The organism is Streptomyces sp. DSM 118878, from assembly GCF_052936595.1.
Genome location: NZ_CP193622.1, coordinates 5,419,454 through 5,445,418 on the forward strand (window position 1 = coordinate 5,419,454; position 25,965 = coordinate 5,445,418).

At 71.9% G+C, this 25,965-nt stretch carries 26 protein-coding genes; 13 read left to right on the plus strand and 13 right to left on the minus strand.

Annotated features, from left to right (window positions below):
• Nucleotides 1-30: 30 nt before the first annotated feature.
• From ACRAKF_RS24200 to ACRAKF_RS24215, 4 genes are all read right to left on the minus strand, one after another.
• Nucleotides 31-1,275 (minus strand): hypothetical protein, encoded by a 1,245-nt coding sequence (locus ACRAKF_RS24200; protein ID WP_447039498.1) that lies wholly within the window; start codon nt 1,273-1,275, stop codon nt 31-33.
• A 278-nt stretch (nt 1,276-1,553) separates the two neighbouring features.
• Nucleotides 1,554-3,197 (minus strand): phospho-sugar mutase, encoded by a 1,644-nt coding sequence (locus tag ACRAKF_RS24205; RefSeq protein WP_447039499.1) that lies wholly within the window; start codon nt 3,195-3,197, stop codon nt 1,554-1,556.
• 475 nt (nt 3,198-3,672) lie between these two features.
• The gene (locus ACRAKF_RS24210) at nt 3,673-4,497 is read right to left on the minus strand and encodes a purine-nucleoside phosphorylase (protein ID WP_447039500.1); all 825 of its coding nucleotides are present in this window, start codon (nt 4,495-4,497) and stop codon (nt 3,673-3,675) included.
• Nucleotides 4,498-4,609: 112 nt separating this feature from the next.
• Nucleotides 4,610-5,047, minus strand: a complete 438-nt coding sequence (locus ACRAKF_RS24215; protein ID WP_447039502.1) for a gamma-glutamylcyclotransferase — start codon at nt 5,045-5,047, stop codon at nt 4,610-4,612.
• Nucleotides 5,048-5,168: 121 nt separating this feature from the next.
• Here ACRAKF_RS24215 and ACRAKF_RS24220 point away from each other — a divergent pair, with 121 nt between their 5' ends.
• Entirely contained in the window at nt 5,169-6,617 is a 1,449-nt protein-coding gene (locus ACRAKF_RS24220) for an NAD(P)H-quinone dehydrogenase (RefSeq protein ID WP_447039504.1), read from the plus strand.
• Between the two features lie 176 nt (nt 6,618-6,793).
• On the plus strand, nt 6,794-7,765 hold the full coding sequence (locus tag ACRAKF_RS24225) for a DeoR/GlpR family DNA-binding transcription regulator (protein WP_447039506.1): 972 nt from the start codon (nt 6,794-6,796) through the stop codon (nt 7,763-7,765).
• Between the two features lie 31 nt (nt 7,766-7,796).
• Here ACRAKF_RS24225 and ACRAKF_RS24230 read toward each other — a convergent pair whose 3' ends face one another.
• Together ACRAKF_RS24230 and ACRAKF_RS24235 are read right to left on the minus strand one after the other, a co-directional pair.
• Nucleotides 7,797-8,402, minus strand: coding sequence for a TetR/AcrR family transcriptional regulator (locus ACRAKF_RS24230; RefSeq protein ID WP_447039507.1), 606 nt, complete (start codon nt 8,400-8,402; stop codon nt 7,797-7,799).
• Nucleotides 8,403-8,556: 154 nt separating this feature from the next.
• Nucleotides 8,557-10,332 carry an acetyl/propionyl/methylcrotonyl-CoA carboxylase subunit alpha gene (locus ACRAKF_RS24235; RefSeq protein ID WP_447039508.1) on the minus strand — a complete coding sequence of 592 codons (1,776 nt, stop codon included), beginning with the start codon at nt 10,330-10,332 and terminating at the stop codon, nt 8,557-8,559.
• Between the two features lie 355 nt (nt 10,333-10,687).
• Between ACRAKF_RS24235 and ACRAKF_RS24240 the strand changes: the two genes are divergently transcribed.
• Nucleotides 10,688-11,104, plus strand: coding sequence for a hypothetical protein (locus ACRAKF_RS24240; RefSeq protein ID WP_447039509.1), 417 nt, complete (start codon nt 10,688-10,690; stop codon nt 11,102-11,104).
• Here ACRAKF_RS24240 and ACRAKF_RS24245 read toward each other — a convergent pair.
• The 4 genes from ACRAKF_RS24245 to ACRAKF_RS24260 all read right to left on the minus strand — a co-directional run bounded on the left by ACRAKF_RS24245 (nt 11,085) and on the right by ACRAKF_RS24260 (nt 13,718).
• On the minus strand, nt 11,085-11,690 hold the full coding sequence (locus tag ACRAKF_RS24245; protein ID WP_447039510.1) for a nucleoside triphosphate pyrophosphatase: 606 nt from the start codon (nt 11,688-11,690) through the stop codon (nt 11,085-11,087). The two genes, ACRAKF_RS24240 and ACRAKF_RS24245, sit on opposite strands and share 20 nt — an antisense overlap.
• A gap of 23 nt (nt 11,691-11,713) precedes the next feature.
• Nucleotides 11,714-11,842 carry a morphogenic membrane protein MmpB gene (gene mmpB, locus ACRAKF_RS24250; RefSeq protein WP_447039511.1) on the minus strand — a complete coding sequence of 43 codons (129 nt, stop codon included), beginning with the start codon at nt 11,840-11,842 and terminating at the stop codon, nt 11,714-11,716.
• A 70-nt stretch (nt 11,843-11,912) separates the two neighbouring features.
• On the minus strand, nt 11,913-12,119 hold the full coding sequence (locus ACRAKF_RS24255) for an acyl-CoA carboxylase epsilon subunit (RefSeq protein WP_447039513.1): 207 nt from the start codon (nt 12,117-12,119) through the stop codon (nt 11,913-11,915).
• Nucleotides 12,120-12,143: 24 nt separating this feature from the next.
• Nucleotides 12,144-13,718 carry an acyl-CoA carboxylase subunit beta gene (locus ACRAKF_RS24260; protein WP_447039514.1) on the minus strand — a complete coding sequence of 525 codons (1,575 nt, stop codon included), beginning with the start codon at nt 13,716-13,718 and terminating at the stop codon, nt 12,144-12,146.
• Between the two features lie 124 nt (nt 13,719-13,842).
• Between ACRAKF_RS24260 and ACRAKF_RS24265 the strand changes: the two genes are divergently transcribed.
• The 5 genes from ACRAKF_RS24265 (at nt 13,843) to hutH (ending at nt 19,788) form a co-directional block, all read left to right on the plus strand.
• Nucleotides 13,843-14,706 carry a biotin--[acetyl-CoA-carboxylase] ligase gene (locus ACRAKF_RS24265; RefSeq protein ID WP_447039515.1) on the plus strand — a complete coding sequence of 288 codons (864 nt, stop codon included), beginning with the start codon at nt 13,843-13,845 and terminating at the stop codon, nt 14,704-14,706.
• Between the two features lie 152 nt (nt 14,707-14,858).
• On the plus strand, nt 14,859-16,013 hold the full coding sequence (locus ACRAKF_RS24270) for an adenylate/guanylate cyclase domain-containing protein (RefSeq protein ID WP_447039517.1): 1,155 nt from the start codon (nt 14,859-14,861) through the stop codon (nt 16,011-16,013).
• Nucleotides 16,014-16,111: 98 nt separating this feature from the next.
• Complete coding sequence (locus ACRAKF_RS24275; protein ID WP_447039518.1) at nt 16,112-16,909, plus strand: enoyl-CoA hydratase/isomerase family protein; 798 nt, start codon at nt 16,112-16,114, stop codon at nt 16,907-16,909.
• Nucleotides 16,910-17,002: 93 nt separating this feature from the next.
• On the plus strand, nt 17,003-18,187 hold the full coding sequence (locus ACRAKF_RS24280; RefSeq protein WP_447039519.1) for a diguanylate cyclase domain-containing protein: 1,185 nt from the start codon (nt 17,003-17,005) through the stop codon (nt 18,185-18,187).
• 32 nt (nt 18,188-18,219) lie between these two features.
• Nucleotides 18,220-19,788: a histidine ammonia-lyase gene (gene hutH / locus ACRAKF_RS24285; RefSeq protein WP_447039521.1), complete on the plus strand. Its 1,569-nt coding sequence runs from the start codon at nt 18,220-18,222 to the stop codon at nt 19,786-19,788.
• Here hutH and ACRAKF_RS24290 read toward each other — a convergent pair.
• Nucleotides 19,769-20,077: an LPXTG cell wall anchor domain-containing protein gene (locus ACRAKF_RS24290; RefSeq protein ID WP_447042144.1), complete on the minus strand. Its 309-nt coding sequence runs from the start codon at nt 20,075-20,077 to the stop codon at nt 19,769-19,771. The two genes, hutH and ACRAKF_RS24290, sit on opposite strands and share 20 nt — an antisense overlap.
• 129 nt (nt 20,078-20,206) lie before the next feature.
• Here ACRAKF_RS24290 and ACRAKF_RS24295 point away from each other — a divergent pair, with 129 nt between their 5' ends.
• The 4 genes from ACRAKF_RS24295 to ACRAKF_RS24310 all read left to right on the plus strand — a co-directional run bounded on the left by ACRAKF_RS24295 (nt 20,207) and on the right by ACRAKF_RS24310 (nt 23,133).
• Nucleotides 20,207-20,560, plus strand: coding sequence for a hypothetical protein (locus tag ACRAKF_RS24295; protein WP_447039522.1), 354 nt, complete (start codon nt 20,207-20,209; stop codon nt 20,558-20,560).
• Between the two features lie 271 nt (nt 20,561-20,831).
• Entirely contained in the window at nt 20,832-22,094 is a 1,263-nt protein-coding gene (locus ACRAKF_RS24300; protein ID WP_447039523.1) for a L,D-transpeptidase, read from the plus strand.
• Nucleotides 22,095-22,185: 91 nt separating this feature from the next.
• The gene (locus tag ACRAKF_RS24305; RefSeq protein WP_447039524.1) at nt 22,186-22,320 is read left to right on the plus strand and encodes a hypothetical protein; all 135 of its coding nucleotides are present in this window, start codon (nt 22,186-22,188) and stop codon (nt 22,318-22,320) included.
• A 6-nt stretch (nt 22,321-22,326) separates the two neighbouring features.
• Nucleotides 22,327-23,133: an alpha/beta fold hydrolase gene (locus tag ACRAKF_RS24310; protein WP_447039525.1), complete on the plus strand. Its 807-nt coding sequence runs from the start codon at nt 22,327-22,329 to the stop codon at nt 23,131-23,133.
• Here ACRAKF_RS24310 and ACRAKF_RS24315 read toward each other — a convergent pair.
• A complete protein-coding gene (locus ACRAKF_RS24315; RefSeq protein ID WP_447039526.1) occupies nt 23,115-23,501 on the minus strand; it encodes a VOC family protein in 387 nt (128 codons plus the stop codon). The genes ACRAKF_RS24310 and ACRAKF_RS24315 overlap by 19 nt on opposite strands.
• A 234-nt stretch (nt 23,502-23,735) precedes the next feature.
• On the minus strand, nt 23,736-24,788 hold the full coding sequence (locus ACRAKF_RS24320; RefSeq protein ID WP_447039528.1) for an NAD(P)-dependent alcohol dehydrogenase: 1,053 nt from the start codon (nt 24,786-24,788) through the stop codon (nt 23,736-23,738).
• 117 nt (nt 24,789-24,905) lie between these two features.
• Between ACRAKF_RS24320 and ACRAKF_RS24325 the strand changes: the two genes are divergently transcribed.
• Complete coding sequence (locus ACRAKF_RS24325) at nt 24,906-25,826, plus strand: helix-turn-helix domain-containing protein (protein WP_447039529.1); 921 nt, start codon at nt 24,906-24,908, stop codon at nt 25,824-25,826.
• The last annotated feature ends 139 nt before the right edge of the window (nt 25,827-25,965 follow it).

A 25,965-nucleotide genomic window follows, 5' to 3' on the forward strand; every position in this document is an offset into this window, starting at 1 on the left:
TCACGGAGCCTCACGGAGCCTCACGGAGCCTCACGGTGGGCCGTGCCAGCCCAGGAGCATGTGGCCGCCGAGCACGGCCGACGTCAGTGCCGCCGTGCTCAGCAGCGTCACCCGTACGTGCGTCCTCGCGCGGGCCAGGGCCACGGCGACCGGCAGCAGCAGCGGGAAGGCGGGGAGCACGAAGCGGGCCCGGGGGAAGTAGACGCCGCTGCTGCCCAGCACGATCGCGAGCAGCAGGCCGCTGAAGAGGAGCAGGGGCAGCGGCTGCCGGTCGCCCGCCGACAGGACGAAGAGCACGACCGAGCCGAGCAGTACCGCCGTCACCACCGCCACGAACAGCGCGGGACGCTCGGCCACGAACAGGTCCCGCATCCGCCGCAGCGTCCCCACGCCGCCGTCCCACTCGTTGCGCCACAGCTTCTGTACGGCGAAGTAACCGTCCCAGCGGCCGAGACGCAGGCCCACCCAGCCGACGTACGAGAGCCAGCCCAGGGGTGCGAGGACGGCGCCCAGGAGCGGTCTCACGGCGGGTCTCACGGCGGGTCTCACGGCGGTTCTCACGGCGAAGGACCGCCGCAGGGCCAGCAGGGCCGTCACGGACACCGCCGCGGCCAGAGCGACGCCCGTGGGGCGCGTGAGGCCCGCGAGGGCCGCCAGGGAGCCCGCCCACAGCCAGCGGCCGCTGAGCACCGCGTACAGCGACCACGCGCAGAGCGCCGTGAAGAGGGACTCCGTGTAGCCCATCCACTGCACCAGGGCCACCGGCAGGCTGCCCCAGAGGACGGCGAGGAGCACCCCGGTCATGCGCCCGTACAGCCGGTCGCCCACCGCGAAGATCCCCCACGCCGCGAGCAGCGAGGCGGCCAGCGAGACCGACAGGCCCGCCGCGCCCCTCGGCAGCCAGGGCAGCAGGGCGTCGCCCGCCCTGACGAGCAGCGGGTAGAGCGGGAAGAAGGCGAGGTTGTTGCCGTCGACGCGGGTGCCCAGCTCGTGGGCGTAGCCGTCGCTCGCGATCCGCAGGTACCAGTCGCAGTCCCAGGACTCCATGAGCAGATGCCGCACCCCGCGGTGGTCGCGGTGCGCCCACACGGTGAACACCAGCAGTCCGATGCCGCGTACGGCCGCGTATCCGGCGAGGGCGGGCCAGGCGTGGCGCAGGGCGCGGGCCACGCGCCCCGCGAAGCCGCGGGGCGCGTGCGGCGCGTCGTGCGGACACCTGGACGCGGGGACGCCGGACGGGACGGCGGTCGAGGGCTCGGAGAATCCGTACGGCACTGCGGCGGCTCCCGGAACGTGAAAGTGCGCTACCGGTCGTCCCTTCCTGGGGGACCGGCAGCGCACCGGGCACTGCGGCAGTTGCTCCGGCGGAATCACCCGGAGGGGTGGTACGGACGGCTTGTCGGGTGTTCCGGTTTGGTTGCCCGGCGTTCGGTCCGATGGCTGGGCGTTCGGTTTCGCGTGCCGGGCGTTCGGTCCGATGGCTGGGCGTTCGGGTTCGCGTGCCCGGCGTCCGGTCCGCGTGCCCGGCGTTCGGGTTCGCGTGCGGAGTCTTGTCAGATGCCCGCAGCCGCCGCGAGGTCGCGCTTGATGGCCGTCAGGAGGTCCGTCGCCCGTGCGCGGGCCGCCGGCAACCCGGGCTTGTCCGCCACCGGGACGACCACCTCCAAGTAGCACTTGAGCTTCGGCTCCGTGCCGCTGGGGCGGACGATGACGCGGGCGCCGTCGAGCGTGTAGCGCAGGCCGTCCGTGGGCGGCAGCGTCCGAGTGCCTTGCGTCAGGTCCTCCGCCCGCGTCACGGGCAGCCCCCCGAGCGCGGTGGGCGGCTGCTCGCGCAGGCGGCGCATCGCGGCCGCGATCAGGGACAGGTCCTCCACGCGGACGGAGAGCTGGTCGGTGGCGTGCAGGCCGTGCTCCACGGCCAAGTCGTCGAGCAGGTCGAGGAGCGTGCGGTTTTGCTCCTTGAGCCCGGACGCCAGTTCCGTGAGCAGGAGCGCCGCCGTGATGCCGTCCTTGTCGCGTACGCCGTCGGGGTCCACGCAGTAGCCGAGCGCCTCCTCGTAGCCGTAGCGCAGGCCGTCGACGCGGGCGATCCACTTGAAACCGGTCAGCGTCTCCTCGTACGGGAGGCCCGCCTTCGCCGCGATCCTGCCCAGGAGGGAGGAGGAGACGATCGACTCGGCGAACGTGCCGCGTGCGCCGCGCTCCACCAGGTGTGCGGCGAGGAGCGCTCCTACTTCGTCACCCCGCAGCATCCGCCACTCGCCGCCGTCCACGACCGCCGCCGCGCAGCGGTCCGCGTCCGGGTCGTTGGCGATGATCAGGTCGGGCGCGGGAGTGGCGCGGGCCGCCGTCGCGAAGGCCAGGTCCATCGCGCCCGGCTCCTCCGGGTTCGGGAACGCGACCGTCGGGAAGTCCGGGTCCGGTTCGGCCTGCTCGGCCACGAGGACCGGGGCCGGGAAGCCCGCACGGTCGAACGCCGCGAGCAGGGTCTCCTTGCCGACGCCGTGCATCGCCGTGTAGACGACGCGGGCGGTACGGGGGGAATCCGGGGCCAGGACCGCGTCCGTGCGGGTCAGGTAGGCCTCAAGGACCTCGTCGCCGAGGATCTTCCAGCCGGTCTCGGGGCGCGGGACGTCGTCGAGGGAGGCGATCGCGTCGATCTCCGCCGCGATCTCCGCGTCCGCGGGCGGGACGATCTGGGAACCGTCGCCCAGGTAGACCTTGTAGCCGTTGTCACGCGGCGGGTTGTGGCTGGCCGTCACCTCTACGCCCGCCGCCGCGCCGAGATGCCGTATGGCGAAGGCGAGTACGGGGGTGGGGAGGGGGCGGGGGAGCACGGCCGCCTTCAGGCCCGCGCCCGTCATCACGGCGGCGGTGTCGCGGGCGAAGTCGGCGGACTTGTGGCGGGCGTCGTAGCCCACGACCACCAGGCCGTCCGTCTGGCCCTTCGCCTTGAGGTACGCGGCCAGGCCCGCGGCGGCGCGGATGACGACGGAGCGGTTCATGCGCATGGGGCCCGCGCCGAGTTCGCCCCGGAGGCCGGCGGTGCCGAACTGAAGGGTGCCGGCGAAGCGTGCCGCCAGCTCCTCGGTGTCCTCGGCGTCGATGAGCTTGGCCAGCTCCTCGCGGGTCTCGGGGTCCGGGTCCTCGGCCAGCCAGGCGTGGGCCCGCGCGGTGAGTTCGGAGTCGTCCTGCACGGTGTCGTCAGCCTTTCGTTGCGGCTTCGCTTCAGCGGTTCTCGGGGTGCGGGTGGGTGCGGGTCGGTGCTGGGGGTCTGGGCGGCCGGGCGCTTCAGCATCGGTCCGTTGTGGGGCGGGGCCGCGCCGGTATGTCCGTCCTCGCTATCGCCTGCGTGGCCGCCGGGCCGCTTCGGAGGCCCATAGCCATGCGTACCGTGCTCCGGGCAGACATACCGACACGTCCCCTCGCCTCGGACCGCACCTGCGGGCCGCCGGGTCCCATCCCACATGGCCTGGCCTGCCGCCGGTCCCGACCCCGCCCGGGTACGACCCCACCCCGTCGCCGGCTCATCCATCCGCAGCTACGGAGTATCGGGCGGGTGGGTGGGAAGTATCCGGCGCGGAGCGCCGGGGCAGGGTGGATGCGGGGTAACCGGCGGTAGCGACTGCCGGGGGCGGCAGGTCCGGGGCACCGGCGGCGGCTGCCGCGAGGTCAGATGCGGGTGAGGACCTGGCCGAGGAGCTCGCCCATGCGGGTGGCACTGTCGCGGCCCGCCTGGAGCACCTCCTCGTGGTTGAGGGGCTCACCCGTCATGCCCGCGGCAAGGTTCGTGACCAGGGAGATGCCGAGGACCTCCGCCCCGGCCTCGCGCGCGGCGATGGCCTCCAGGACGGTGGACATGCCGACCAGGTCCGCACCGATCGTGCGGGCCATACGGATCTCCGCCGGAGTCTCGTAGTGCGGGCCGGGGAACTGGGCGTAGACACCCTCCTCCAGGGACGCGTCGATCTCCTTGCAGAGCGTCCGCAGCCGCGGCGAGTAGAGGTCGGTGAGGTCCACGAAGTTCGCCCCGACGATCGGCGACGTGGCCGTCAGGTTGAGGTGGTCGCTGATCAGGACCGGCTGACCCGGGCGCATGCCCTCGCGCAGACCACCGCAGCCGTTGGTCAGCACGATCGTCTTGCAGCCCGCGGCCACGGCGGTGCGCACGCCGTGCGAGACGGCGGCCACGCCACGGCCCTCGTAGTAGTGGGTGCGGCCCAGGAAGACCAGCGCCCGCTTCTCACCGATCTTGATGGAGCGGATGCGGCCGCCGTGGCCCTCGACCGCCGGCGGCGGGAAGCCGGGCAGCTCGGTCACGGGGAACTCGGCCTCCGGCTCGCCCAGCGCGCCGACGGCCGGTGCCCAGCCCGAGCCCATCACGAGGGCGACGTCGTGGGTCTCTGCGCCCGTCAGCTCGCGCAGGCGCGCGGCGGCGGCGTCGGCGGCGGCGTAGGGGTCGCCCTGGATGCTGTCCGGAATAACTGAAGCGTTCACGCCGACGAGAGTAGCCGCTCTCGCCCTACGCGCGTAGATGACGATGCTCACGGGAATCCGATTGTTGTGTTGTCGTTTCCGACGAAGGGCCCCGCGGGTGCGCCGACCGGCCCTAGCAAGGCCTCTTGCGCAGCTCCATCACGTAGTCGTGCGGCGCTCCAGCCGACTCCGCGGCGTCCGCGAGCTCCCCGAGGTAGCGCGCCGACGGCAGTCCGCCCTCGTAGCCGTTGAGCACGTACACCCAGGCGGGCTCCTCCGCCTCCAGGGTGTGGACGCGGACCCGCATGCGGCGGTAGATGTCCAGGCCCACGCCCTCCCAGCGGTCCATGGACTCCTCGTCCATGGGCGCGATGTCGTAGAGCGTGACGAAGACCTGCGAGCGAGGGGCCTCGACGAGGGTGGCGAGCGCGCCTTCCCAGCCCATGTGCTCCCCGCCGAACGTGAGCCGCCAGCCGTTCAGCCAGCCGGTCGCGCGCAGCGGTGAGTGCGGGGCGCGGCGTGACATGAGCCGCGGATCCAGATTGCCGGCGTACGCGGCGTAGAGCGACATGAGGACGAGGGTACGGCAGCAATCAAGTACGCCCCTCCCGCAACGTCAGGAGCGCCCGTACGGGGGGGCACCGCACCGACGGAGCCCCCCGCCGCGTGCGCACCTTGAAGCGTGCGGGACAATGGAGTACGTGACTCGGATCGTGATCATTGGTGGCGGACCCGGCGGCTACGAGGCGGCACTGGTGGCCGCCCAGCTCGGCGCGGAGGTGACCGTCGTCGATTGCGACGGTCTGGGCGGGGCGTCGGTGCTCACCGACTGCGTGCCGTCCAAGACTCTGATCGCGACGGCCGAGGTGATGACCACCTTCGACTCCTCGTACGAGGAGCTGGGGATCATCGTCGCGGACGACACCCCGCACATCGACAGTCCGGCCCGGGTCGTCGGCGTGGACCTGGGGAAGGTCAACCGCCGTGTGAAGCGGCTCGCGCTCGCCCAGTCCCACGACATCACCGCCTCCGTCACGCGGGCCGGCGCGCGCGTGCTGCGCGGCCGCGGGCGTCTTGAGGGCCAGCAGGAGGCCGACGGGTCCCGGAAGGTCGTCGTGCGCGCGGCCGACGGGACGGAGGAGACCCTCGTCGCCGACGCCGTGCTGATCGCGACCGGCGGGCACCCGCGCGAGGTCCCCGACGCCCTGCCCGACGGCGAGCGCATCCTGAACTGGACCCAGGTCTACGACCTCGACGAGCTGCCCGAGGAGCTCATCGTCGTCGGTTCGGGTGTGACCGGTGCCGAGTTCGCCGGCGCCTATCAGGCGCTGGGGTCGAACGTCACGCTGGTGTCCAGCCGGGACCGCGTGCTGCCGGGTGAGGACCCGGACGCCGCGGCCGTGCTCGAAGACGTCTTCCGGCGCCGCGGCATGAACGTCATGTCCCGCTCGCGCGCCGCCTCCGCCAAGCGCGTGGGCGACCGGGTGGAGGTGACGCTCAACGACGGCCGTGTCATCTCCGGTACGCACTGTCTGATGGCCGTGGGTGCCATCCCCAACAGCAGTGGCATGGGTCTGGAGGAGGCCGGGGTCCGGCTCAAGGACTCGGGGCACATCTGGACCGACAAGGTGTCGCGCACGTCCGCGCCCGGCGTGTACGCCGCCGGTGACGTGACCGGGATCTTCGCGCTCGCCTCCGTCGCCGCCATGCAGGGGCGCATCGCGATGTACCACTTCCTGGGCGACGCGGTGACACCGCTGAACCTGAAGACCGTGTCGTCGAACGTCTTCACGGACCCCGAGATCGCGACCGTCGGGTACAGCCAGGCCGACGTCGACGCGGGCAAGATCGACGCCCGGGTCGTCAAGCTTCCGCTGCTGCGCAATCCGCGCGCGAAGATGCAGGGCATCCGCGACGGATTCGTCAAGATCTTCTGCCGTCCGGGTACGGGCATCGTGGTCGGCGGTGTGGTGGTCTCTCCGCGTGCTTCGGAACTGATCCATCCCATCTCGATCGCGGTCGACAACAATCTCACCGTCGAGCAGATCGCGAACGCGTTCACCGTGTACCCGTCGCTTTCGGGATCGATCGCCGAGGTGGCGCGGCAACTGCACACGCGGAAGACGGCCGGCGAGGTCTGATCGAAGCGGCGGCTTGAAACAACTCTCCGCAGGTCACGCACTGTTGCGGCCCATTCGCGCGGCATAGGCGCGGTGAGTAGGCGGCTATACCATCTCCCGCCCTGCCGTGCGAACAACTTCTGTAATTCGGCGCATACTGCTGAAAGCAGACGGTCGTTGGGGTTACTGTCAGTTTCGTGTTCGCTGCAGAACGTCGCCAATTGATCCTCGAAATGGTGCGGGCCAACGGAGCGGTATCGCTCCGTGAGCTCGCCCGCGTCGTCCAGACCTCCGAAGTGACCGTACGGCGGGACGTGCGCGCGCTGGAGGCAGAAGGACTCCTCGACCGCCGACATGGCGGTGCGGTATTGCCGGGCGGATTCACGCGGGAGTCCGGCTTTCCGCAGAAATCACATCTCGCGACCGCCGAGAAGACGGCCATCGCCGATCTCGCGGCGGGTCTCGTCGAAGAGGGCGAAGCCATCGTCGTCGGGGCGGGTACGACCACGCAGGAGCTGGCCCGACGGCTCGCGCGGGTCCCCGGCCTGACCGTGGTCACCAACTCCCTGCTGGTGGCCCAGGCCCTGGCCCATGCCAATCGCGTCGAAGTCGTCATGACCGGCGGCACCCTGCGCGGTTCCAACTACGCGCTCGTGGGCAGCGGGGCCGAGCAGTCCCTCCAGGGGCTGCGCGTCTCCCGGGCGTTCCTCTCGGGCAGTGGTCTGACCGCCGAGCGCGGCCTGTCCACGTCCAACATGCTCTCCGCGAGCGTGGACCGCGCGCTGGTGCAGGCGGCGGCCGAGGTGGTGGTCCTCGCCGACCACACCAAGCTCGGCACCGACACGATGTTCCAGACGGTGCCGACGGACGTCATCACGCGCCTGGTCACGGACGAACCACCCGCGCACGACGACCGCGCGGGCACGGAACTTCAGGCCCTGGCCGACCAGGGCGTGCAGATCGCGGTCACGGGCGGCGGCGCCGGCCCTGAAGCCGGGCCCGGTCCCGACGCCGCCCCCGCGGGGCGCCAGCCGCGCAGGGACGTGCCCCTGCCGGGTCAGCGGCGCAGCCACGGGACGGGTTCGGGACAGCAGTTGCGCAGCGCGATCCTCGGGGAGCAGCCGCCGGGGGAGCGGACCGCGCGCGTCGCGGACATGCGCCGCCGCTGAGCCGCACATGACGAGGCCGCACGGGCCGGGGCTAGGCCGCTGCCCGGTCCTCGGCCCGTAGGCCGCGGAGTGTCAGCGTGAGCAGGCGGTCGGCCAACTCCGGGTCGTCCGGGGTCTCCTCGGCCGCCAGCGAGATCGCGTTGGTCAGCTGGAGCAGGTCGGAGATGGAGACGCCGGGCCGCACGGCCCCCGCCTCCTGCGCGCGGGCCAGCAGCGCCGCGCCCGCCTCGCTCATGGGCCTGCTGCACCGGGCCAGCGCCGAAGTGTCGTCGTGCGACGCCGACATGAGGGCGCTGGACAGACCGCGGTACTCACCCGCATGAGTGACGATGGCGCGCAGCCACGTCACCAGCGCGGCGCAGGGATGCGGGTCGTCGAGGAGCGCGTGCGAGCGGGCCAGGAGGTCGCGTACGGCGTCCTCCCACACGGCGCTCATCAGCGCGTGGCGGTTGGGGAAGTGCCGGTAGAGCGTGCCGATGCCGACGCCCGCGCGGCGCGCCACGTCCTCCAGGGACGTGCCGGTGCCGTGCTCGGCGAACGCGGCTCTCGCCTCGGCGACCAGCCGGTCGTAATTCCGTCGCGCGTCGGCCCGCTGTGCTCTGGCCGCTCTGGCCTGGGGGCCCATGCCGGTCTTCATCCCCGCGCCTCCGATCGCTCTTCGCGTCACCAGAATGCCACTGCTCGTGGGGCGCGTGTCGGGCGGTGGGGTGCCTTGTGGCCATGACCGGGCCCGGAACGTGCCACGGGGCCGGGCTGGAGGTCAGCTCGGCCCCGTGGCATGTGTGCCGCTGTCAGTCCTTGATCTCGCAGATCACCGCGCCGGAGGTGAGGCCGGTGCCGACCTGCGCCGTGAGGCCCTTGATGGTGCCCGAGCGGTGGGCGTTCAGAGGCTGTTCCATCTTCATGGCCTCCAGGACGACGACCAGGTCGCCCTCGTTGACCTGCTGGCCCTCCTCGACCGCGATCTTCACGATCGTGCCCTGCATGGGCGAGGCGAGGGTGTCGCCGGAGGCGGCGGGGCCGGACTTCTTGGCCGCGCGGCGCTTGGGACGGGCGCCGCCCGCCGCCGCGGTGCGCGCGATCGTCATGCCGAGGGAGGAGGGGAGGGAGACCTCAAGACGCTTGCCGCCGACCTCGACGACCACCGTCTCGCGGCCCGGCTCCTCGTCGGCCTCCGCGTCAGCGGCGGGCGCGGTGAAGGCCGGGATCTCGTTGACGAACTCGGTCTCGATCCACCGGGTGTGGATCGTGAACGGGGCGTCGGAGCCGGTCAGTTCCGGCGCGAACGCCGGGTCCTTGACGACGGCCCGGTGGAACGGGATGGCCGTGGCCATGCCCTCGACGTTGAACTCCGCGAGCGCGCGGGCGGCGCGCTGGAGCGCCTGCTCGCGGGTCGCGCCGGTCACGATCAGCTTGGCCAGGAGGGAGTCCCAGGCCGGGCCGATGACCGAGCCAGACTCGACGCCCGCGTCCAGGCGGACGCCGGGGCCCGAGGGCGGCGCGAAGGCCGTGACGGTGCCGGGGGCGGGCAGGAAGTTGCGGCCCGGGTCCTCGCCGTTGATGCGGAACTCGAAGGAGTGGCCGCGCAGCGGCGGGTCGTCGTAACCCAGTTCCTCGCCGTCGGCGATGCGGAACATCTCGCGGACCAGGTCGATGCCGGTGACCTCTTCGGTGACCGGGTGCTCCACCTGGAGACGGGTGTTGACCTCCAGGAAGGAGATCGTGCCGTCGACGCCGACGAGGAACTCGACGGTGCCCGCGCCCTCGTAGCCGGCCTCCTTGAGGATGGCCTTGGACGCCGCGTACAGCTCGGCGTTCTGCTCGGCCGTCAGGAACGGCGCGGGCGCCTCCTCGACGAGCTTCTGGTGGCGGCGCTGGAGCGAGCAGTCACGGGTGGAGACGACCACGACATTGCCGTGCTTGTCGGCCAGGCACTGGGTCTCCACGTGCCGCGGCTTGTCGAGGTAGCGCTCCACGAAGCACTCGCCGCGGCCGAAGGCCGCCACGGCCTCGCGCACCGCGGAGTCGTACAGCTCCGGGACCTCTTCGAGGGTGCGGGCGACCTTGAGGCCGCGCCCGCCACCGCCGAACGCGGCCTTGATCGCGATCGGCAGGCCGTTCTCCTCGGCGAAGGCGACGACCTCGTCGGCTCCGGAGACCGGGTCGGGGGTGCCCGCGACCAGCGGGGCACCGGCGCGCTGCGCGATGTGCCGCGCGGCGACCTTGTCGCCCAGGTCGCGGATGGCCTGCGGCGGCGGGCCGATCCAGTTCAGGCCCGCGTCGATGACGGCCTGCGCGAAGTCGGCGTTCTCCGAAAGGAAGCCGTAGCCGGGGTGGATCGCGTCCGCCCCCGCGTCCTTGGCCGCTGCCAGCACCTTGGAGATGTCCAGGTAGCTGGTGGCCGGAGTGTCACCGCCCAGCGCGAACGCCTCATCGGCCGCCCGGACGTGCAGAGCGTCCCGGTCGGGGTCTGCGTAGACGGCAACGCTCGCGATCCCTGCATCCCGGCATGCCCGGGCAACGCGGACAGCGATTTCGCCACGGTTGGCGATGAGCACCTTGCGCACGATGGCTCCCTCCTTGAAACAAGCCGAGTTTAGGGACTGTGGACACGGCTGTACGACCCATCCCCAAGGGTGAGCTTGCCCACACGGAGTGTGATGCGACGCCCGCTCGGTCCGCGAAAACCCTTGTCCTACCACGGTAGGCGGGGTTACTTGCCGGAAGCCTAGCCCGCCGGTGTGGTCAAGGTCTCTGTGAGGCAGTGCTGCGGCAGAGGACCTTTCTTTGTGGAGTCCCTACCAATGGCCCAATGATTCTTTGCCCGGGGCGCAGCTCTTGTCCCGCCCCTTACCGGTTAGTAGCGTGCGCAGGGATCGGACGTACCAGGGGTAACAGCAGAGCGGAAGTGGGTGGGGCGCCGTGGCGCGCAGACCGGTGGCCTGGTTGGGCGCGATCGTTCTCCTCGTGGAGGCGGTCGGCATCGCGCTCCTGAACTGGTTCCTGGGCATGGTCGTCGACAAGCAGGACATGTCACTGGCCGGCCTCGATCCGCACGCGATGACCGTGTCGACGTGGATCGCCGGCATCGTCTTCGGCGGCTACCTCGTGCTCTGCGCGCTCACGCTGGCCCGCGCGGCCGCCCGCGACCGCGCGCCGGGGCGCTTCGGGCGGGTGCTGCTCATCACCTGCGCCGTCGTGCACGGGGTGCTCGGCGCCTTCTGCGTGGGCCTGGTGGGCTGGCCCGCGTTCGCCTTCATGATGGCCGTGCTCGGCCTGATCGTGCTGCCGCTCGTGGCCTACGACAAGGCCGGCCGGGTCACGCCCACAACTGCGTGACGCCGACGCCCAGTTCCGCGAGCAGGCGGCGCAGCAGCGGCAGCGAGAGGCCGATGACGTTGCCGTGGTCGCCCTCGATGCCGTCGATGAACGGGGCCGAGCGGCCGTCCAGGGTGAACGCCCCGGCCACGTGCAGCGGTTCGCCGCTCGCCACGTACGCGGCGATCTCCTCGTCGGTGGGCTCACCGAAGCGGACGACGGTCGAAGCCGTCGCCGAGGCGTAGGTCCCCGCGGTCGTGTCGCGGACGCAGTGGCCCGTCTGGAGGACGCCCGCGCGGCCGCGCATGGACTTCCAGCGGGCGGTCGCCTCCTCGGCGTCGGCGGGCTTGCCGAGCGCCTGCCCGTCCAGTTCGAGGACCGAGTCGCAGCCGATGACGAGGGCGCCCATGGCCTCGGGCCGCGCGGCGACCACGGACGCCTTGGCCTCGGCGAGGGCCAGGGCGAGCTCGGCGGGGGTCGGCGCGGTGACCTTGTCCTCGTCGAAGCCGCTGACGATCACCTCGGGGGCGAAGCCCGCCTGCCGCAGCAGGCCGAGGCGCGCGGGTGACTTCGAGGCGAGGACGAGACGGCGGGGCTGATCACTCATGCCGTCAGCGTAAGGGGTCCGGCTCAGCGGATGCCGAGCACGAACATCGCCACCACCATGGCGAGGGCGAGGACGCATCCGGCACGGCGCATCTTCGCCTGCATGTCCCGCATGTCCTCGGGCGGGTCGTTCTCCGGGTCGGACCACAGCATGACTTCGATGGTGCGGCGGGACGGGCCGGGGCGCCTGAGTACGCGTACTCAAGTTCCCCGGCCGGCCACCTCACGAGGGCCAGTACGTACGGCCCCACGCGGTGGGGCCCGGTGCCGGGAGCCGGTCCCTGGCCACGCGGGCCGGGTCGGCCCAGGAGTCGGGCGGTACGGGCGCGCCGGACGGCGGGTTCGCCACCGCCGCGGCGCGCGCCCGGACCACCGCCAGGGCGGCGGCCAGCTCCTCGGGGGTCGGGTTGCCCCGGACGACCTTGATCATGAGGGCTCCTTCAACGGTCGCGGCCTACAGGGGGATGTTGCCGTGCTTCTTGGGAGGCAGTGATTCGCGCTTCGTGCGGAGCTGACGCAGGCCGCGCACGAGGTGGGAGCGGGTCTCCGAAGGCATGACCACGGCGTCGATGTAGCCGCGCTCGGCCGCGGTGTACGGGTTGAGCAGGGCGTCCTCGTACTCCCGGATGAGCCGCTCCCGCGTGGCCTCCTGGTCGTCGGCCGCGGCGATGGTGCGGCGGTGCAGGACGTTGACCGCGCCCTGCGCGCCCATGACCGCGATCTGCGCGGTCGGCCAGGCGAGGTTCAGGTCGGCGCCCAGGTGCTTGGAGCCCATGACGTCGTACGCGCCGCCGAAGGCCTTGCGGGTGATGACCGTGATGAGCGGGACGGTGGCCTCGGCGTAGGCGAAGATCAGCTTCGCGCCGCGGCGGATGATGCCGGTGTGCTCCTGCTCGACGCCCGGCAGGAAGCCGGGGACGTCCACGAAGGTCACGACCGGCACGTTGAACGCGTCGCAGGTGCGCACGAAGCGCGCGGCCTTCTCGGAGGCGTCGATGTCCAGGCAGCCCGCGAACTGCATCGGCTGGTTGGCGACGATGCCCACCGGGTGGCCCTCGACACGGCCGAAGCCGGTGAGGATGTTCGGCGCGAACAGCGACTGCGTCTCGAAGAACTCCATGTCGTCCAGGACGTGCTCGATCACCGTGTGCATGTCGTACGGCTGGTTCGCGCTGTCCGGGATCAGCGTGTCCAGGGCCCGGTCCTCGTCGGTGGGGGCGAGGTCGGCCTCCTCGGGGAACGCGGGCGGCTCGCTGAGGTTGTTCGATGGCAGGTAGGAGAGGAGGGACTTCACGTACTCGATGGCGTCCTTCTCGTCACCCGCCATGTGGTGTGCCACGCCCGAGGTCGCGTTGTGGGTGCGGGCGCCGCCCAGCTCCTCGAAGCCGACGTCCTCACCGGTGACCGTCTTGATCACGTCGGGCCCGGTGATGAACATGTGCGAGGTCTGGTCGACCATGACCGTGAAGTCGGTGATCGCGGGCGAGTAGACCGCGCCGCCCGCGCACGGGCCGACGACCAGGCTGATCTGCGGGATGACTCCGGAGGCGTGGGTGTTGCGGCGGAAGATCTCGCCGTACATGCCGAGGGCCATGACGCCCTCCTGGATGCGGGCGCCGCCGGAGTCGTTGATGCCGACGACCGGGCAGCCGGTCTTCAGGGCGAAGTCCATGACCTTGACGATCTTCTGTCCGAAGACCTCGCCGAGCGCGCCGCCGAAGACGGTGAAGTCCTGCGAGAACACCGCCACGGGGCGGCCGTCGACGGTGCCGTAACCGGTGACGACGCCGTCGCCGTAGGGCCGGTTGTCCTCCAGGCCGAACTGGGTCGAGCGGTGCTGGGCGAACTCGTCGAACTCGACGAAGGAGCCCTCGTCGAGCAGCAGCCCGACCCGCTCACGCGCCGTCAACTTCCCCTTGGCGTGCTGCTTCTCGACCGCGCGGGCCGACCCCGCATGCGTCGCCTCCTCGATGCGGCGCTGGAGGTCCGCGAGCTTGCCGGCGGTCGTGTGGATGTCGATCTCGGACATAGGGATGCGGCTCCCTGCCTGCTCAAAGGTGCGTATGGCGGCTTACGGCTGGCTACTGACCCGTAGCGTAGCGGCGTGGATACCGTTCGGCAGTGCGGCGTTTACCACACCTAGGGTGGCTTGCATGACGCCGCCAGATGCTCAAGACAACCGCTGGTCCGACCTGGACCGCCCGCCCCTGAACGCCGCCTCCCTGCGGCGGGCGCTCGTGCGCGACGGCGCCCTGTGGACCTCCCTCGACGTGGTGCCCGTCACCGGGTCGACCAACACCGACCTCACGGCGCGGGCCGACGACCTCCCCGAGGGCGCGGTCCTCGTCGCCGAGGAGCAGAACGCGGCCCGGGGCCGCCTGGACCGCACGTGGTCGGCGCCCGCCCGCTCGGGCCTCTTCTTCTCCGTGCTGCTCAAACCCGCCGAGGTGCCGGTCGAGCGGTGGGGCTGGCTGCCGCTGCTCACCGGCGTGGCCGTCGCCACGGGGGTCTCGCGGGCCGCCGGGGTGGACACCGCACTCAAGTGGCCCAACGACCTCCTGGTCACCGTCGGTGACGAGGAGCGCAAGGCCGGCGGCATCCTCGCGGAGCGGGCGGGCTCGGCCTCCGGCGGCGGCGTGGTCATCGGCGTCGGCCTCAACGTCACCTTGCGTGAGGACGAGCTGCCGGTGCCGACGGCCGGGTCACTCGCCCTCGCCGGGGCGTCGACGACGGACCGCGACACGGTGCTCAGGGCCGTGCTGCGCTCCCTGGAGCAGTGGTACGGCGACTGGCGCGCGGCGGGCGGCGACCCCGCGGGCGCACGGCTCCAGGAGGCGTACGCGGCGGGGTGCGCCACGCTCGGCCGCCGGGTCCGGGCGGAGCTGCCGGGGGACCGCTCGATCGTGGGGGAGGCGGTGGCGGTCGACGGCGACGGCCGCCTGGTGCTCGCCACGGAGGCGGGGGTGCAGGAGCCGGTCGGTGCGGGCGACATCGTGCACCTGCGGGCGGCGGGGTGAGCGGTGCCCGCGCGCGCCAGGGGGCGGCCGGGCACCCGGCGTGCCCCGGCCGGGTGAACGGGTCACGGGACTCTGGAGTGAGCTGCGGCACACCTGCCGTAAAGTTGGCGCCGGTCGATACCTGACCGCGGCAGATCGGAAGGGCAGCAGGCGTGACCGTCGATGACACGGGCTCCGGCGCGGGCGCAGAGCGTGGCCCCGACGACGGGCCGGGCGGCGGCGTTCCCGAGGTGCAGGACGAGCACAAGGACGGCGAGTCCGCCAAGGACCCCCTCGCCCTGAGGCTCGAAGGGCTCATCCTCGGCGCGGACCGCCGCTACACCCCCTTCCAGGCGGCCCGCAGCGCGGGCGTCTCCATGGAGCTCGCGTCCCGCTTCTGGCGGGCCATGGGCTTCCCCGACATCGGCCAGGCCAAGGCGCTGACCGAGGCCGACGTGCTCGCCCTGCGACGCCTGGCCGGCCTCGTCGAGGCGGGCCTCCTGAGCGAGGCCATGGCGGTGCAGGTGGCCCGGTCCACGGGGCAGACCACCGCGCGGCTCGCCGAGTGGCAGATCGACTCCTTCCTGGAGGGGCTCACGGAGCCGCCCGAGCCCGGCATGACCCGTACCGAAGTCACGTATCCCCTGGTGGAGCTGCTCCTGCCGGAGCTGGAGGAGTTCCTCGTCTACGTCTGGCGCCGCCAGCTCGCCGCCGCCACGGGGCGTGTCGTGCAGGCCGCCGACGACGAGGAGATGGTCGACCGGCGGCTCGCCGTGGGCTTCGCCGACCTGGTCGGCTTCACGCGCCTCACGCGGCGCATGGAGGAGGAGGAGCTCGGGGAGCTCGTCGAGGCCTTCGAGACCACGGCGGCCGACCTCGTCGCCGCGCACGGCGGACGGCTCATCAAGACCCTCGGCGACGAGGTCCTGTACGCCGCCGACGACGCGGGCGTGGCCGCCGAGATCGCCCTGCGCCTCATCGAGACCATGGCGAACGACGAGACCATGCCCGAGCTGCGCGTCGGCATCGCCTTCGGCACGGTCACCACGCGCATGGGCGACGTCTTCGGTACGACGGTGAACCTCGCGAGCCGCCTGACCTCGATAGCGCCGAAGGACGCCGTGCTCGTGGACGGTGCGTTCGCGCAGGAGCTGACCCGGACCGGCGACGCGCCCGCGTCGGAGGCGAAGGTCGCGGAGGCGGCAGCGGCGGCCGAGAAGGAGGGCGAGGACCCGCCCTCGTACCGCTTCGCCCTCCAGCCGATGTGGCAGCGGCCGGTGCGCGGCCTCGGCGTGGTCGAGCCGTGGCTGCTCGCGCGGCGGGGCTGAGGGACGCCGCTTCGCGGGACGGGCTGCCCCTTCCCGGGGCGGGGCCCGGCTGACATGATCCCCGGGTAACGGTCGTTAACCGGGGATCAGGAGGCGTCATGGGTGACGAGCAGCGGTACGGGGAGCACGTGGCGGTCAGGCGGCACGGCCACGTCGTCGAGCTCGTCCTCGACCGCCCCAAGGCCATGAACGCCGTCTCCTCGGAGATGGCCCGCTCCATCGCCGCCGCCTGCGCGGCCCTGGCCGGCGACGCGGACGCCCGTGTCGTCGTCGTGACGTCCACGCACGAGCGGGCGTTCTGCGTCGGCGCCGACCTCAAGGAGCGGAACTCCTTCAGCGACGCCGAGTTGCTGCGCCAGCGCCCCACGGCGCGGGCCGCCTACACCGGCGTACTGGACCTGCCCATGCCCACCATCGCCGCCGTGCACGGCTTCGCGCTCGGCGGCGGCTTCGAGCTCGCGCTCTCCTGCGACGTGATCGTCGCCGACCCCAGCACGGTCGTCGGGCTGCCCGAGGTGTCCGTCGGCGTCATCCCGGGCGGCGGCGGTACGCAGCTCCTGCCGCGCCGGGTCGGCGCCGCCCGCGCCGCCGAGCTGATCTTCTCCGCGCGGCGCGTGGAGGCGGCCGAGGCGCGAGAGTTGGGCCTGGTCGATCTGCTCGCGGACGAGGGCGGAGCCCGTACGGAGGCGCTGGCGCTCGCCGCCCGCATGGCCGCCAACTCGCCCGTGGGCCTGCGCGCGGCCAAGCGCGCCCTGCGCCTCGGCCACGGCCTCGACCTGCGCGCGGGCCTGGAGGTGGAGGACGCGGCGTGGCGCACGGTGGCCTTCTCGGGCGACCGGGCGGAGGGCGTCGCGGCGTTCAACGAGAAGCGGAAGCCGGAGTGGCCGGGGGAGTGAGCCGCGTGCCCCCGTGCCCCGCGTGAGTCCCGAGCCTGCGGTCGCGATATGTCTCGAAGTTCCAAATTGCCGTAAACCTCCTAGCCTGGGGTGATGGGAGAGGACGTCCGGCTGCGGGCCGTGGTGGAGCTGGCGCAGGGCATGGCCGCCGCGCGGACCCCGCGTGAGACCTGGCGGGCGGCGGCCTCGGGTGCCTGCCGGGCGCTGGACGGGAGCTTCGCCGCGCTCTCCCTGTGGGAGCGCGAGCTCGGCCGGCTCCGGGTCCTGGTGAACACGGGCGAACGGAGCGAGGGCGAGGAGGAGTTCCCGGAGCGGGAGGCGTACCCCGTCCACCAGTTCCCGGAGATCACCGAGTTCCTGCACGAGCGCTGGGCGGGCGGCGGCGAGCCCGACGCCTGGGTCGAGACGGCCGACGGCCCGGCGGGCGGCCGCGTCGCCGGCTACTGCCACCAGCGCGTCACCGCGCTGCGCAGGCGGGGCCGCGGCTGCTGTGTGGTCGCGCCGGTCGTGCTGCACGGGCGGGCCTGGGGCGAGCTGTATGTGGCGCGTCCGAGGGGGGCGCCGGTCTTCGGCCGCGCCGACGCGGACTTCGCCACGGTCCTCGCCTCGGTGGTGGCCGCGGGCATCGCGCAGACCGAGCGCCTGGAGGAGGCGCGCAGGCTGGCCTTCACGGACTCGCTGACCGGGCTCGCCAACCGCCGCGCGGTCGATCTGCGCCTCGACGAGGCGGTGGAGCGGCACCGCGCCGACGAGGCCGTGGTGAGCCTGGTCGTCTGCGACGTCAACGGGCTCAAGCGGGTCAACGACACCCTGGGCCACGCGGTCGGCGACCGCCTCCTCGAACGCTTCGGCTCGGTCCTCTCGCTCTGCGGCGCGATGCTCCCCGGCACGCTGGCCGCGCGCCTCGGCGGCGACGAGTTCTGCCTGCTCTGCGCGGGCCCCACCGCCGACGAGGTGGTACGGGTCGCCGATGAACTGTGCGTACGCGCGGCCGAGTTGGAGCTCGGTGACGGGGTCGCCTGCGGGGTCGCGTCGACCGGGGACCCGATCGGTCCCGTCCGCTCGGCGCGCCGCCTCTTCCGCCTCGCCGACGCGGCGCAGTACCGGGCGAAGGCGGCGCGCGCCGTGAAGCCGGTGGTCGCGGGGCGGGAGGGCGGCGACGGGGAGAGCGACCCGGTGGTCCGCCTCGCCGACTCGCCGCCGGCGGTGGCCGGGACGGGGGAGCGGCGGAAGTTCCGGGGGCGGCGGGTAAGTGGCCCCACCCCACCTCACCCGTGACACCTGGCGATTCAGTCCGTACGCTGCTGAATATGGATATGCACAGCGTGGGCACCACCGTGGCCCTTGGGACGTCCGGCACGAGCGCGGCCGACGTCATCGCCGTCGCGCGCGGGAACGCGCGGATCGAACTGACCGACGAGGCGCTGAGCGCCCTTGCCGCTTCACGCGAGATCATCGACGCGCTCGCCGCCAAGCCGGAGCCGGTCTACGGCGTCTCGACCGGCTTCGGTGCCCTGGCCAGCCGCCACATCGGCCCCGAACTGCGGGCCCAGCTCCAGCGCAACATCGTCCGCTCGCACGCCGCAGGCATGGGCCCGCGGGTGGAGCGCGAGGTGGTGCGCGCGCTGATGTTCCTGCGCCTGAAGACGGTCTGCTCGGGCCACACGGGCGTGCGGCCCGAGGTCGCGGAGGCCATGGCGGACGTACTGAACGCCGGGATCACGCCGGTCGTGCACGAGTACGGTTCGCTGGGCTGCTCCGGCGACCTCGCCCCGCTGAGCCACTGCGCGCTCACGCTGATGGGCGAGGGCGACGCCGAGGGGCCCGACGGCGAGGTGAAGCCCGCGGGCGAGCTGCTCGCCGCGTACGGCATCAAGCCGGTCGAGCTGCGCGAGAAGGAGGGCCTCGCCCTCCTCAACGGCACCGACGGCATGCTCGGCATGCTGATCATGGCTCTGGCCGATCTCGACACCCTCTACAAGTCCGCGGACATCACCGCCGCCCTGACCCTTGAGGCCCTGCTCGGCACGGACAAGGTCCTCGCGCCCGAGCTGCACGCCATCCGGCCGCACCCGGGCCAGGGTGTGTCCGCCGCCAACATGCTGAAGGTCCTCGCCGGTTCGGGGCTCACCGGCCACCACCAGGACGACGCGCCGCGCGTCCAGGACGCGTACTCCGTGCGGTGCGCACCGCAGGTCGCGGGCGCGGGCCGGGACACCATGGCGCACGCCAGGCTCGTCGCCGAGCGGGAGCTGGCCGCCGCCGTCGACAACCCCGTCGTGCTGCCCGACAGCGCCGGGGGTGGCCGCGTGGAGTCGAACGGCAACTTCCACGGGGCCCCGGTCGCGTACGTCCTGGACTTCCTCGCCATCGCCGCGGCCGACCTCGGCTCGATCGCGGAGCGGCGTACGGACCGCCTCCTCGACAAGAACCGCTCGCACGGCCTTCCGCCGTTCCTCGCGGACGACGCGGGGGTCGACTCGGGTCTGATGATCGCCCAGTACACGCAGGCCGCCCTGGTCAGCGAGTTGAAGCGGCTCGCGGTCCCGGCCTCGGCGGACTCCATCCCGTCCTCCGCCATGCAGGAGGACCACGTGTCCATGGGCTGGTCCGCCGCGCGCAAGCTGCGCACGGTGGTGGACAACCTGACCCGCATCGTCGCGATCGAGCTGTACGCGGCCACCCGCGCGGTCGAACTCCGCGAGGACCTGACGCCCGCGCCCGCGACCCGCGAGGTCATCGCGGCGCTCCGCAAGGCGGGCGTGGAGGGCCCGGGCCCGGACCGCTACCTGGCCCCCGATCTGGCGGGGGCGGACGCCTTCGTGCGCTCGGGAGCACTGCTGAAGGCGACCGAGACGGTCACGGGCCCGCTGGGCTGACGCGGGCGCCGCCCCGCCTGACCGGCCGTTCCCGGCGTGCCGAGAACGCCACGAAACCCGCGCCCAGGCCCAGGAACGCCGTGCCGCCGATCACGTACGGGGTGGTGTCGAAGCCGCCCGTGTCGGCCAGGCGGGCCGGGCCCGCGTGGGTCGTGGTGTCGGAGGCCGGGGGCCGGTCGGCGGGGCGGCTCTGCGCGGTCTCGGTGGGCGAGGAAGGGGACGTCGCGTTCGCGGAGGGGACGAACCACAGGGCGCCGAGAAGGGCTCCGGCGGCGGTGGCGGTCAGCAACGATCGGCGTGCGGACACGGAATCGGATCCCCCTTGTGGTGCTGGCGAATTGGCCGTGTGGGGGCGATGGTAATGAAAGGCGCGGGTCGCGGGAAAGCCACGAGGGGAGCGGACCGTACTCTCCCCCGTATGACTGGAGACGAGACATCACGGTTTGTACGGCTGCGGGTCGAAATGGTGGTCGAGGTCGGCGACACCGAGAAGCTGACCGGTGCCGCGCTCGACCGCATCGCGCGGGACCAGCCGGTGCCGACGGAGGAGCGGGCCCACGCCGAGTCGGCGGTCCGGGAGGACGACGCGGAGGCGCTCGCCCACCTCGTGGACCCGTTCGACCTGGTCAGCCAGGTCCCCGGCGTCGAGCTCGCCCAGGCCTCCTGGAGCAGCGAGGCGATCGACTACGACCCCGACGCGCCGGACTGGGAGCACGACGATGACGACGATGACGACGGGGAAGACGACGAGGAAGACGACGAACTGGTCTGATCCGACGCCGACGCCGATTGGTGCGCGCACATCGGATTGAGAGATCCGGAATCGGGGACCCCGGACAGCAACCGCCGTCCGGGGTTCTTTCGTCCCTCTGGGGGTCCGTCGTGCACAGTGGTCACGGGCGGGGATCCGGTCCAGTACCGGGAACGTGGTGTTCCCCACATTCCGCGCGGTAGTGGAACGGGACGAACCGGGCAGGACGTTATGCGGGTCTACGGGGACTCTCGGGTGTGTTCGGGATTCTGCAACTATGGAGATGTGTGTGATGACGGACAGTAGGCGCCGAGCGGCGGGACGTGGACGCAAGGGCCTCGCGGCCGTGTCCGCTCTCGTGGGCGGCGTGCTCGTGCTCTCGGCATGCAGCGACGACGGCGGCGACAAGGCCTCCGGTGGCAAGGAGTCGCAGAACCAGGTCGACGAGGCGGCGGCCAAGAAGACGTCGGCCGCCCAGATCAAGATCGCGCCGAAGAACGGCTCCGACAACGCCAGCATCAACAGCGCGGCCGCGGTCACCGTCAGCAAGGGCACGCTCACCGACGTGTCCATGGAGACCGCCGACGGCACCGCCGTGCCCGGTCAGATATCCGCCGACAAGAAGAGCTGGAAGCCGAGCAAGCAGCTCGAGCGCGCCACGAAGTACAAGATCTCGGCGACGGCCACCGACTCCGAGGGCCGCAAGGCGCACGAGAACTCCAAGTTCACGACCGTCTCGCAGGCCAACAGCTTCATCGGCAACTTCACGCCCGAGGACGGCTCCACCGTCGGCGTCGGCATGCCCGTGTCCCTCAACTTCGACAAGGGCATCACGAACAAGAAGGAAGTGCAGTCCGCGGTCAAGGTGTCGTCGACCAGCGGTCAGGAGATCGTCGGCCACTGGTTCGGCAACAACCGCCTGGACTTCCGCCCCGAGGACTACTGGAAGGGCAACTCCACGGTCACCCTGAAGCTGAACCTCGACGGCGTCGAGGGCGCCGACGGTGTGTACGGCGTGCAGCAGAAGACCGTCCAGTTCAAGATCGGGCGCAACCAGGTCTCCATCGTCGATGCCAAGAGCAAGACGATGAAGGTGACGCGGGACGGCAAGGTCGTGAAGAGCATCCCGATCTCCGCCGGTTCACCCGAGAACAAGACGTACAACGGCAAGATGGTGATCTCCGAGAAGTTCAAGGAGACCCGCATGGACGGTGCCACCGTCGGCTTCAAGGACGGCGACGGCAAGGGCGAGTACGACATCAAGGACGTACCGCACGCCATGCGTCTTTCGAGCTCGGGCACCTTCATCCACGGCAACTACTGGGGCTCGCCCTCGATCTTCGGCGGCGCCAACACCAGCCACGGCTGCATCGGCCTCCAGGACGCCAAGGGTGCCAACGACAAGAGCACCCCGGGTTCCTGGTTCTACGAGAACTCCATCACCGGTGACGTCGTCGACGTCCGCAACACCGGCGACAAGGTCATCGCCCCGGACAACGGCCTCAACGGCTGGAACATGGACTGGGCGCAGTGGAAGGCCGGCTCCGCCGTCTGACCCGACCCCCGAAATGGGCGCGGCGCCGAAGGGACTGTCGATCACGTATCGCCGGTACCCGTCGGCGCCGCGTCGTGACTAGGGTGCTCCGATGACCACGCTTCCCCCGCCCGAAGACCACGCATCGCTGCCCAGGGCGGAGTTCGCCTTCCCCGGACCGCTGCGCGACGGGACCGCGCTCGTCCTCGAACGCTTTCGGGTCGTCGCCGACCTCCGGGAGGCGTGAGCGGGCGTGCCCTTCGCCGAAGCGGCCGACGGTGCCGCCCTCCACTACCTGCTGCACGGCTCCGGCGAGCCGCTGGTGCTGCTCAGCGGGCAGTCCAACGACCACCACTGGTGGGACCCCGTACGGGACGATTTCGCCGCGCATCATACGACCGTCGTCATCGACCACCGGGGCACCGGCGAGAGCGACCGTCCCGACACCGACACGTACAGCACGCCCGGGTTCGCCCGTGATGTGCTCGCCGTGCTCGACCACGCCGGCATCGCGCGCGCCCACGTCTACGGCACCTCCATGGGCGGGCGCATCGCGCAGTGGCTCGCCGCTGATCATCCCGACCGCGTCGGCCGCCTCGTCCTCGGATGCACCTCGCCCGGTGGTCCACACGCCGTCCAGCGCGCCCCCGCCATCGGCGACACCCTGAGCCGGGCCGCCCCGGACGCCGCGCGCCGCGCTCTGCTGGAGCTGATGTACACCCCGGCGTGGCTCGCCGAGCAGGAGCGCGTCCGGCCGGGACGGGAGTACCGCACGCTGGGTGATCCGACCATGCCCCCGTACGCCCGCCGCCGCCACCTGCGGGCCAGCAACCGCCACGACGCGTGGGACGCGCTGCCCCGCGTCAAGGCGCCGACCCTGGTCGTGCACGGCACGGACGACGTGTTCAACCCGGCGGCCAACGCCCCGCTCATCGCCGGACGCATCCCGGACGCCAGGACGTTCCTCGTCCCGGGCGCCCGGCACGCGTACTTCGAGGAGTTCGCGGACGTGGCCACAGAGCCCGTGCTCGCGTTCCTGGCTCAGGCGCCGCTGCCGTAGGGCCTGGTGAGGATCTCCAGGTTGTGGCCGTCCGGGTCCTCCCAGTACAGGCCGCGGCCACCGTCGTTCGTGTTGATCTCGTTGGCGCGGGTGTGGTGCGGGTCCGCCCAGTAGGGCAGGGCCCGGTCCTTGATGCGCCCGAAGATCGCGTCGAACTCGTCCTCGGAGACCAGGAACGCGTAGTGCTGCGGCACGGCGGGCCCCTCGCCGGACTCGGCGAAGTCGAGCGTGACGCCGTTCGGGATCGCCACCGGAATGAACGGTCCGTACGGCGGGCTCACCTCCAGCCCCAGAATGTCCGCGAGGAACTGGGCGGAGGCCTTCTTGTCGGTCGCCGCGACGATCGTGTGGTTCAACTCGATGGTCATCTCGTCTGCTCTCCTCGCCCGCTCGAAACAGTGTCGTCCTGCGCTGACGGGGACGATGCTAGGCGGGGCGGCCGGGCATACACATCGGTCGCCGGTCCCGGTCCGCGAGGTCATGCGGACCAGGACCGGCGACCGAGATGCGTTCAAGCCACACGGGCCACAGGGGCTGTCATACGCGCCACAGGGGCGGTCATACGCGTACAAGGGCGGTCATACGTGCCCCGCCGCGGGACGTCAGATCGTGGCGGCGTCGATCACGAAGCGGTAGCGCACGTCGCTGGCGAGGACCCGCTCGTACGCCTCGTTGACCTGCTCGGCGCGGATCAGCTCGATCTCGGAGCCCAGGCCGTGCTCGGCGCAGAAGTCCAGCATCTCCTGGGTCTCGGCGATGCCGCCGATCATGGAGCCCGCCAGGGTCTTGCCGCCGGCGATCACGGAGAAGAGGTTCAGCGAGACCGGCTCCTCGGGGGCGCCGACGTTGACGAAGGCACCCTCGGAGCGCAGCAGGCCGAGGTACTTGTCCAGCGGCAGCGGCGCCGAGACCGTCGAGAGGATCATGTCGAAGGAGCCCGCGAGCTGCTCGAACGTGGCGTCGTCACTGGTCGCGTAGTAGTGCTCGGCGCCGAGCCGCAGACCGTCGTCCTTCTTGCGCAGGGACTGCGAGAGGACGGTCACCTCGGCCCCGAGTGCGTGGGCGATCTTGACGGCCATGTGGCCGAGCCCGCCGAGGCCCACCACGGCGACCTTCTTGCCGGGGCCCGCGTTGAAGCGCTTGAGCGGGGAGTACGTGGTGATGCCGGCGCACAGCAGCGGCGCGGCGACGTCCAGCGAGATCCCCTCGGGGATGCCGACGGTGAACGCCTCGTCGACGACGATGTGCGAGGAGTAGCCGCCGTACGTCGGCTCACCGCTGTGGTCCAGGCCGTTGTACGTCGGGACGTTGCCCTGCACGCAGTACTGCTCCAGGCCGGCCTTGCAGTTGTCGCACTCGCGGCAGGAGTCGACCATGCAGCCGACGCCCACCCGGTCGCCGACGGCGAACTTGGTCACACCGGGGCCGACCTCGGTCACGACACCGGCGATCTCGTGGCCGGGCACCATCGGGAAGATGCCCTCTCCCCAGCCGTCACGGGCCTGGTGGATGTCGGAGTGGCAGATCCCGGAGTACTTGATGTCGATCAGCACGTCGGACTCGCCGACGGCGCGACGCGGCACGGTGGTCCGCTCCAGGGGCGCGTCGGGGGCGGGAGCGGCGTAGGCGGAAACGGTGGTGATCTGCTCAGTCATGTCTTCGAGGCTGCCAGCCGCGCGCCGAGTCACCCAGACACCCGTTCCGCCTACGTCCAGCGGTCCTACCACTGGTGGGGACAGTCTCAGCGGCGTACGGGCCGGGATACTGGAAGCATGGACGACACGCACGAGACGCCCGCCGGACACCAGCGAGGTGCCGACGCCGCGCCGCTGGACGGCCGGGCCGAGCTCAGCGAGTTCCTGCGCACCCGCAGGGCCCGGCTGCGGCCCGCGGACGTCGGCCTGCCGGAGTACGGCAGGCACCGCCGGGTGCCGGGCCTGCGCCGCGAGGAGCTCGCCCAGCTCGCCGGGGTCTCCGTCGCGTACTACACGCGCCTGGAACAGGGCAACGGCCGCAACGTCTCCACCGAGGTGCTCGACGCCATCGCGCGCGCCCTGCGCCTCACGGACGCCGAGCACTCCCACCTCACGCGGCTCGCGAAGCCGAAGACGGTGAAGAAGAAGCGGGCCGCGCGCCCGCAGCACCTGCGGCCCGCGCTCCAGCAGCTCCTGGACTCCATCGACGGCGTGCCCGCGTACGTCATCGGCCGCCGCTCGGACATCCTCGCGTGGAACGCGCTCGCGGCGGCCCTGTTCGGCGACTGGAGCGAGCTGCCGCCGGAGCACCGGAACTGGGCGCGGATCTGCTTCCTCGACGAGCGCTCGCGCGAGTTCTTCATCGACTGGGAGCAGAAGGCGTCCGACATCGTCGGCTACCTCCGCATGGACGCGGGCTGCTACCCCAACGATCCCCGGCTCTCCGCCCTCGTGGGCGAACTCTCCGTCAAGAGCGAGGAGTTCAGGAACCTGTGGGCCACCCATGACGTACGGGAGAAGGGCCATGGCATCAAGCGCATGCGCCACCCGCTGGTGGGCGAGCTGACCCTGTCGTTCGAGACGCTCCGGCTGCCGGACGACTGCGACCAATCGCTGATCATGTACCACGCCGAGCCGGACTCGGCGTCGGCGCAGGCGCTGCGGCTGCTGGCGAGCTGGGGGCGGGACGCCTCGTCGGTGGGGTCTGCCGCGAAGTAGTCCGGTGCGGCGGTATGGCGGCAGCGTGGCGGTGCGGTGGTGAGGGGATTTCGCGGGTGGCGGAACGCTTACCGCTGCCCGGCGGCCGGGTCGCCTCCTAGGCTGAGACGGTGAGCAGCGAAGCGAGCAGCCAAGCCCA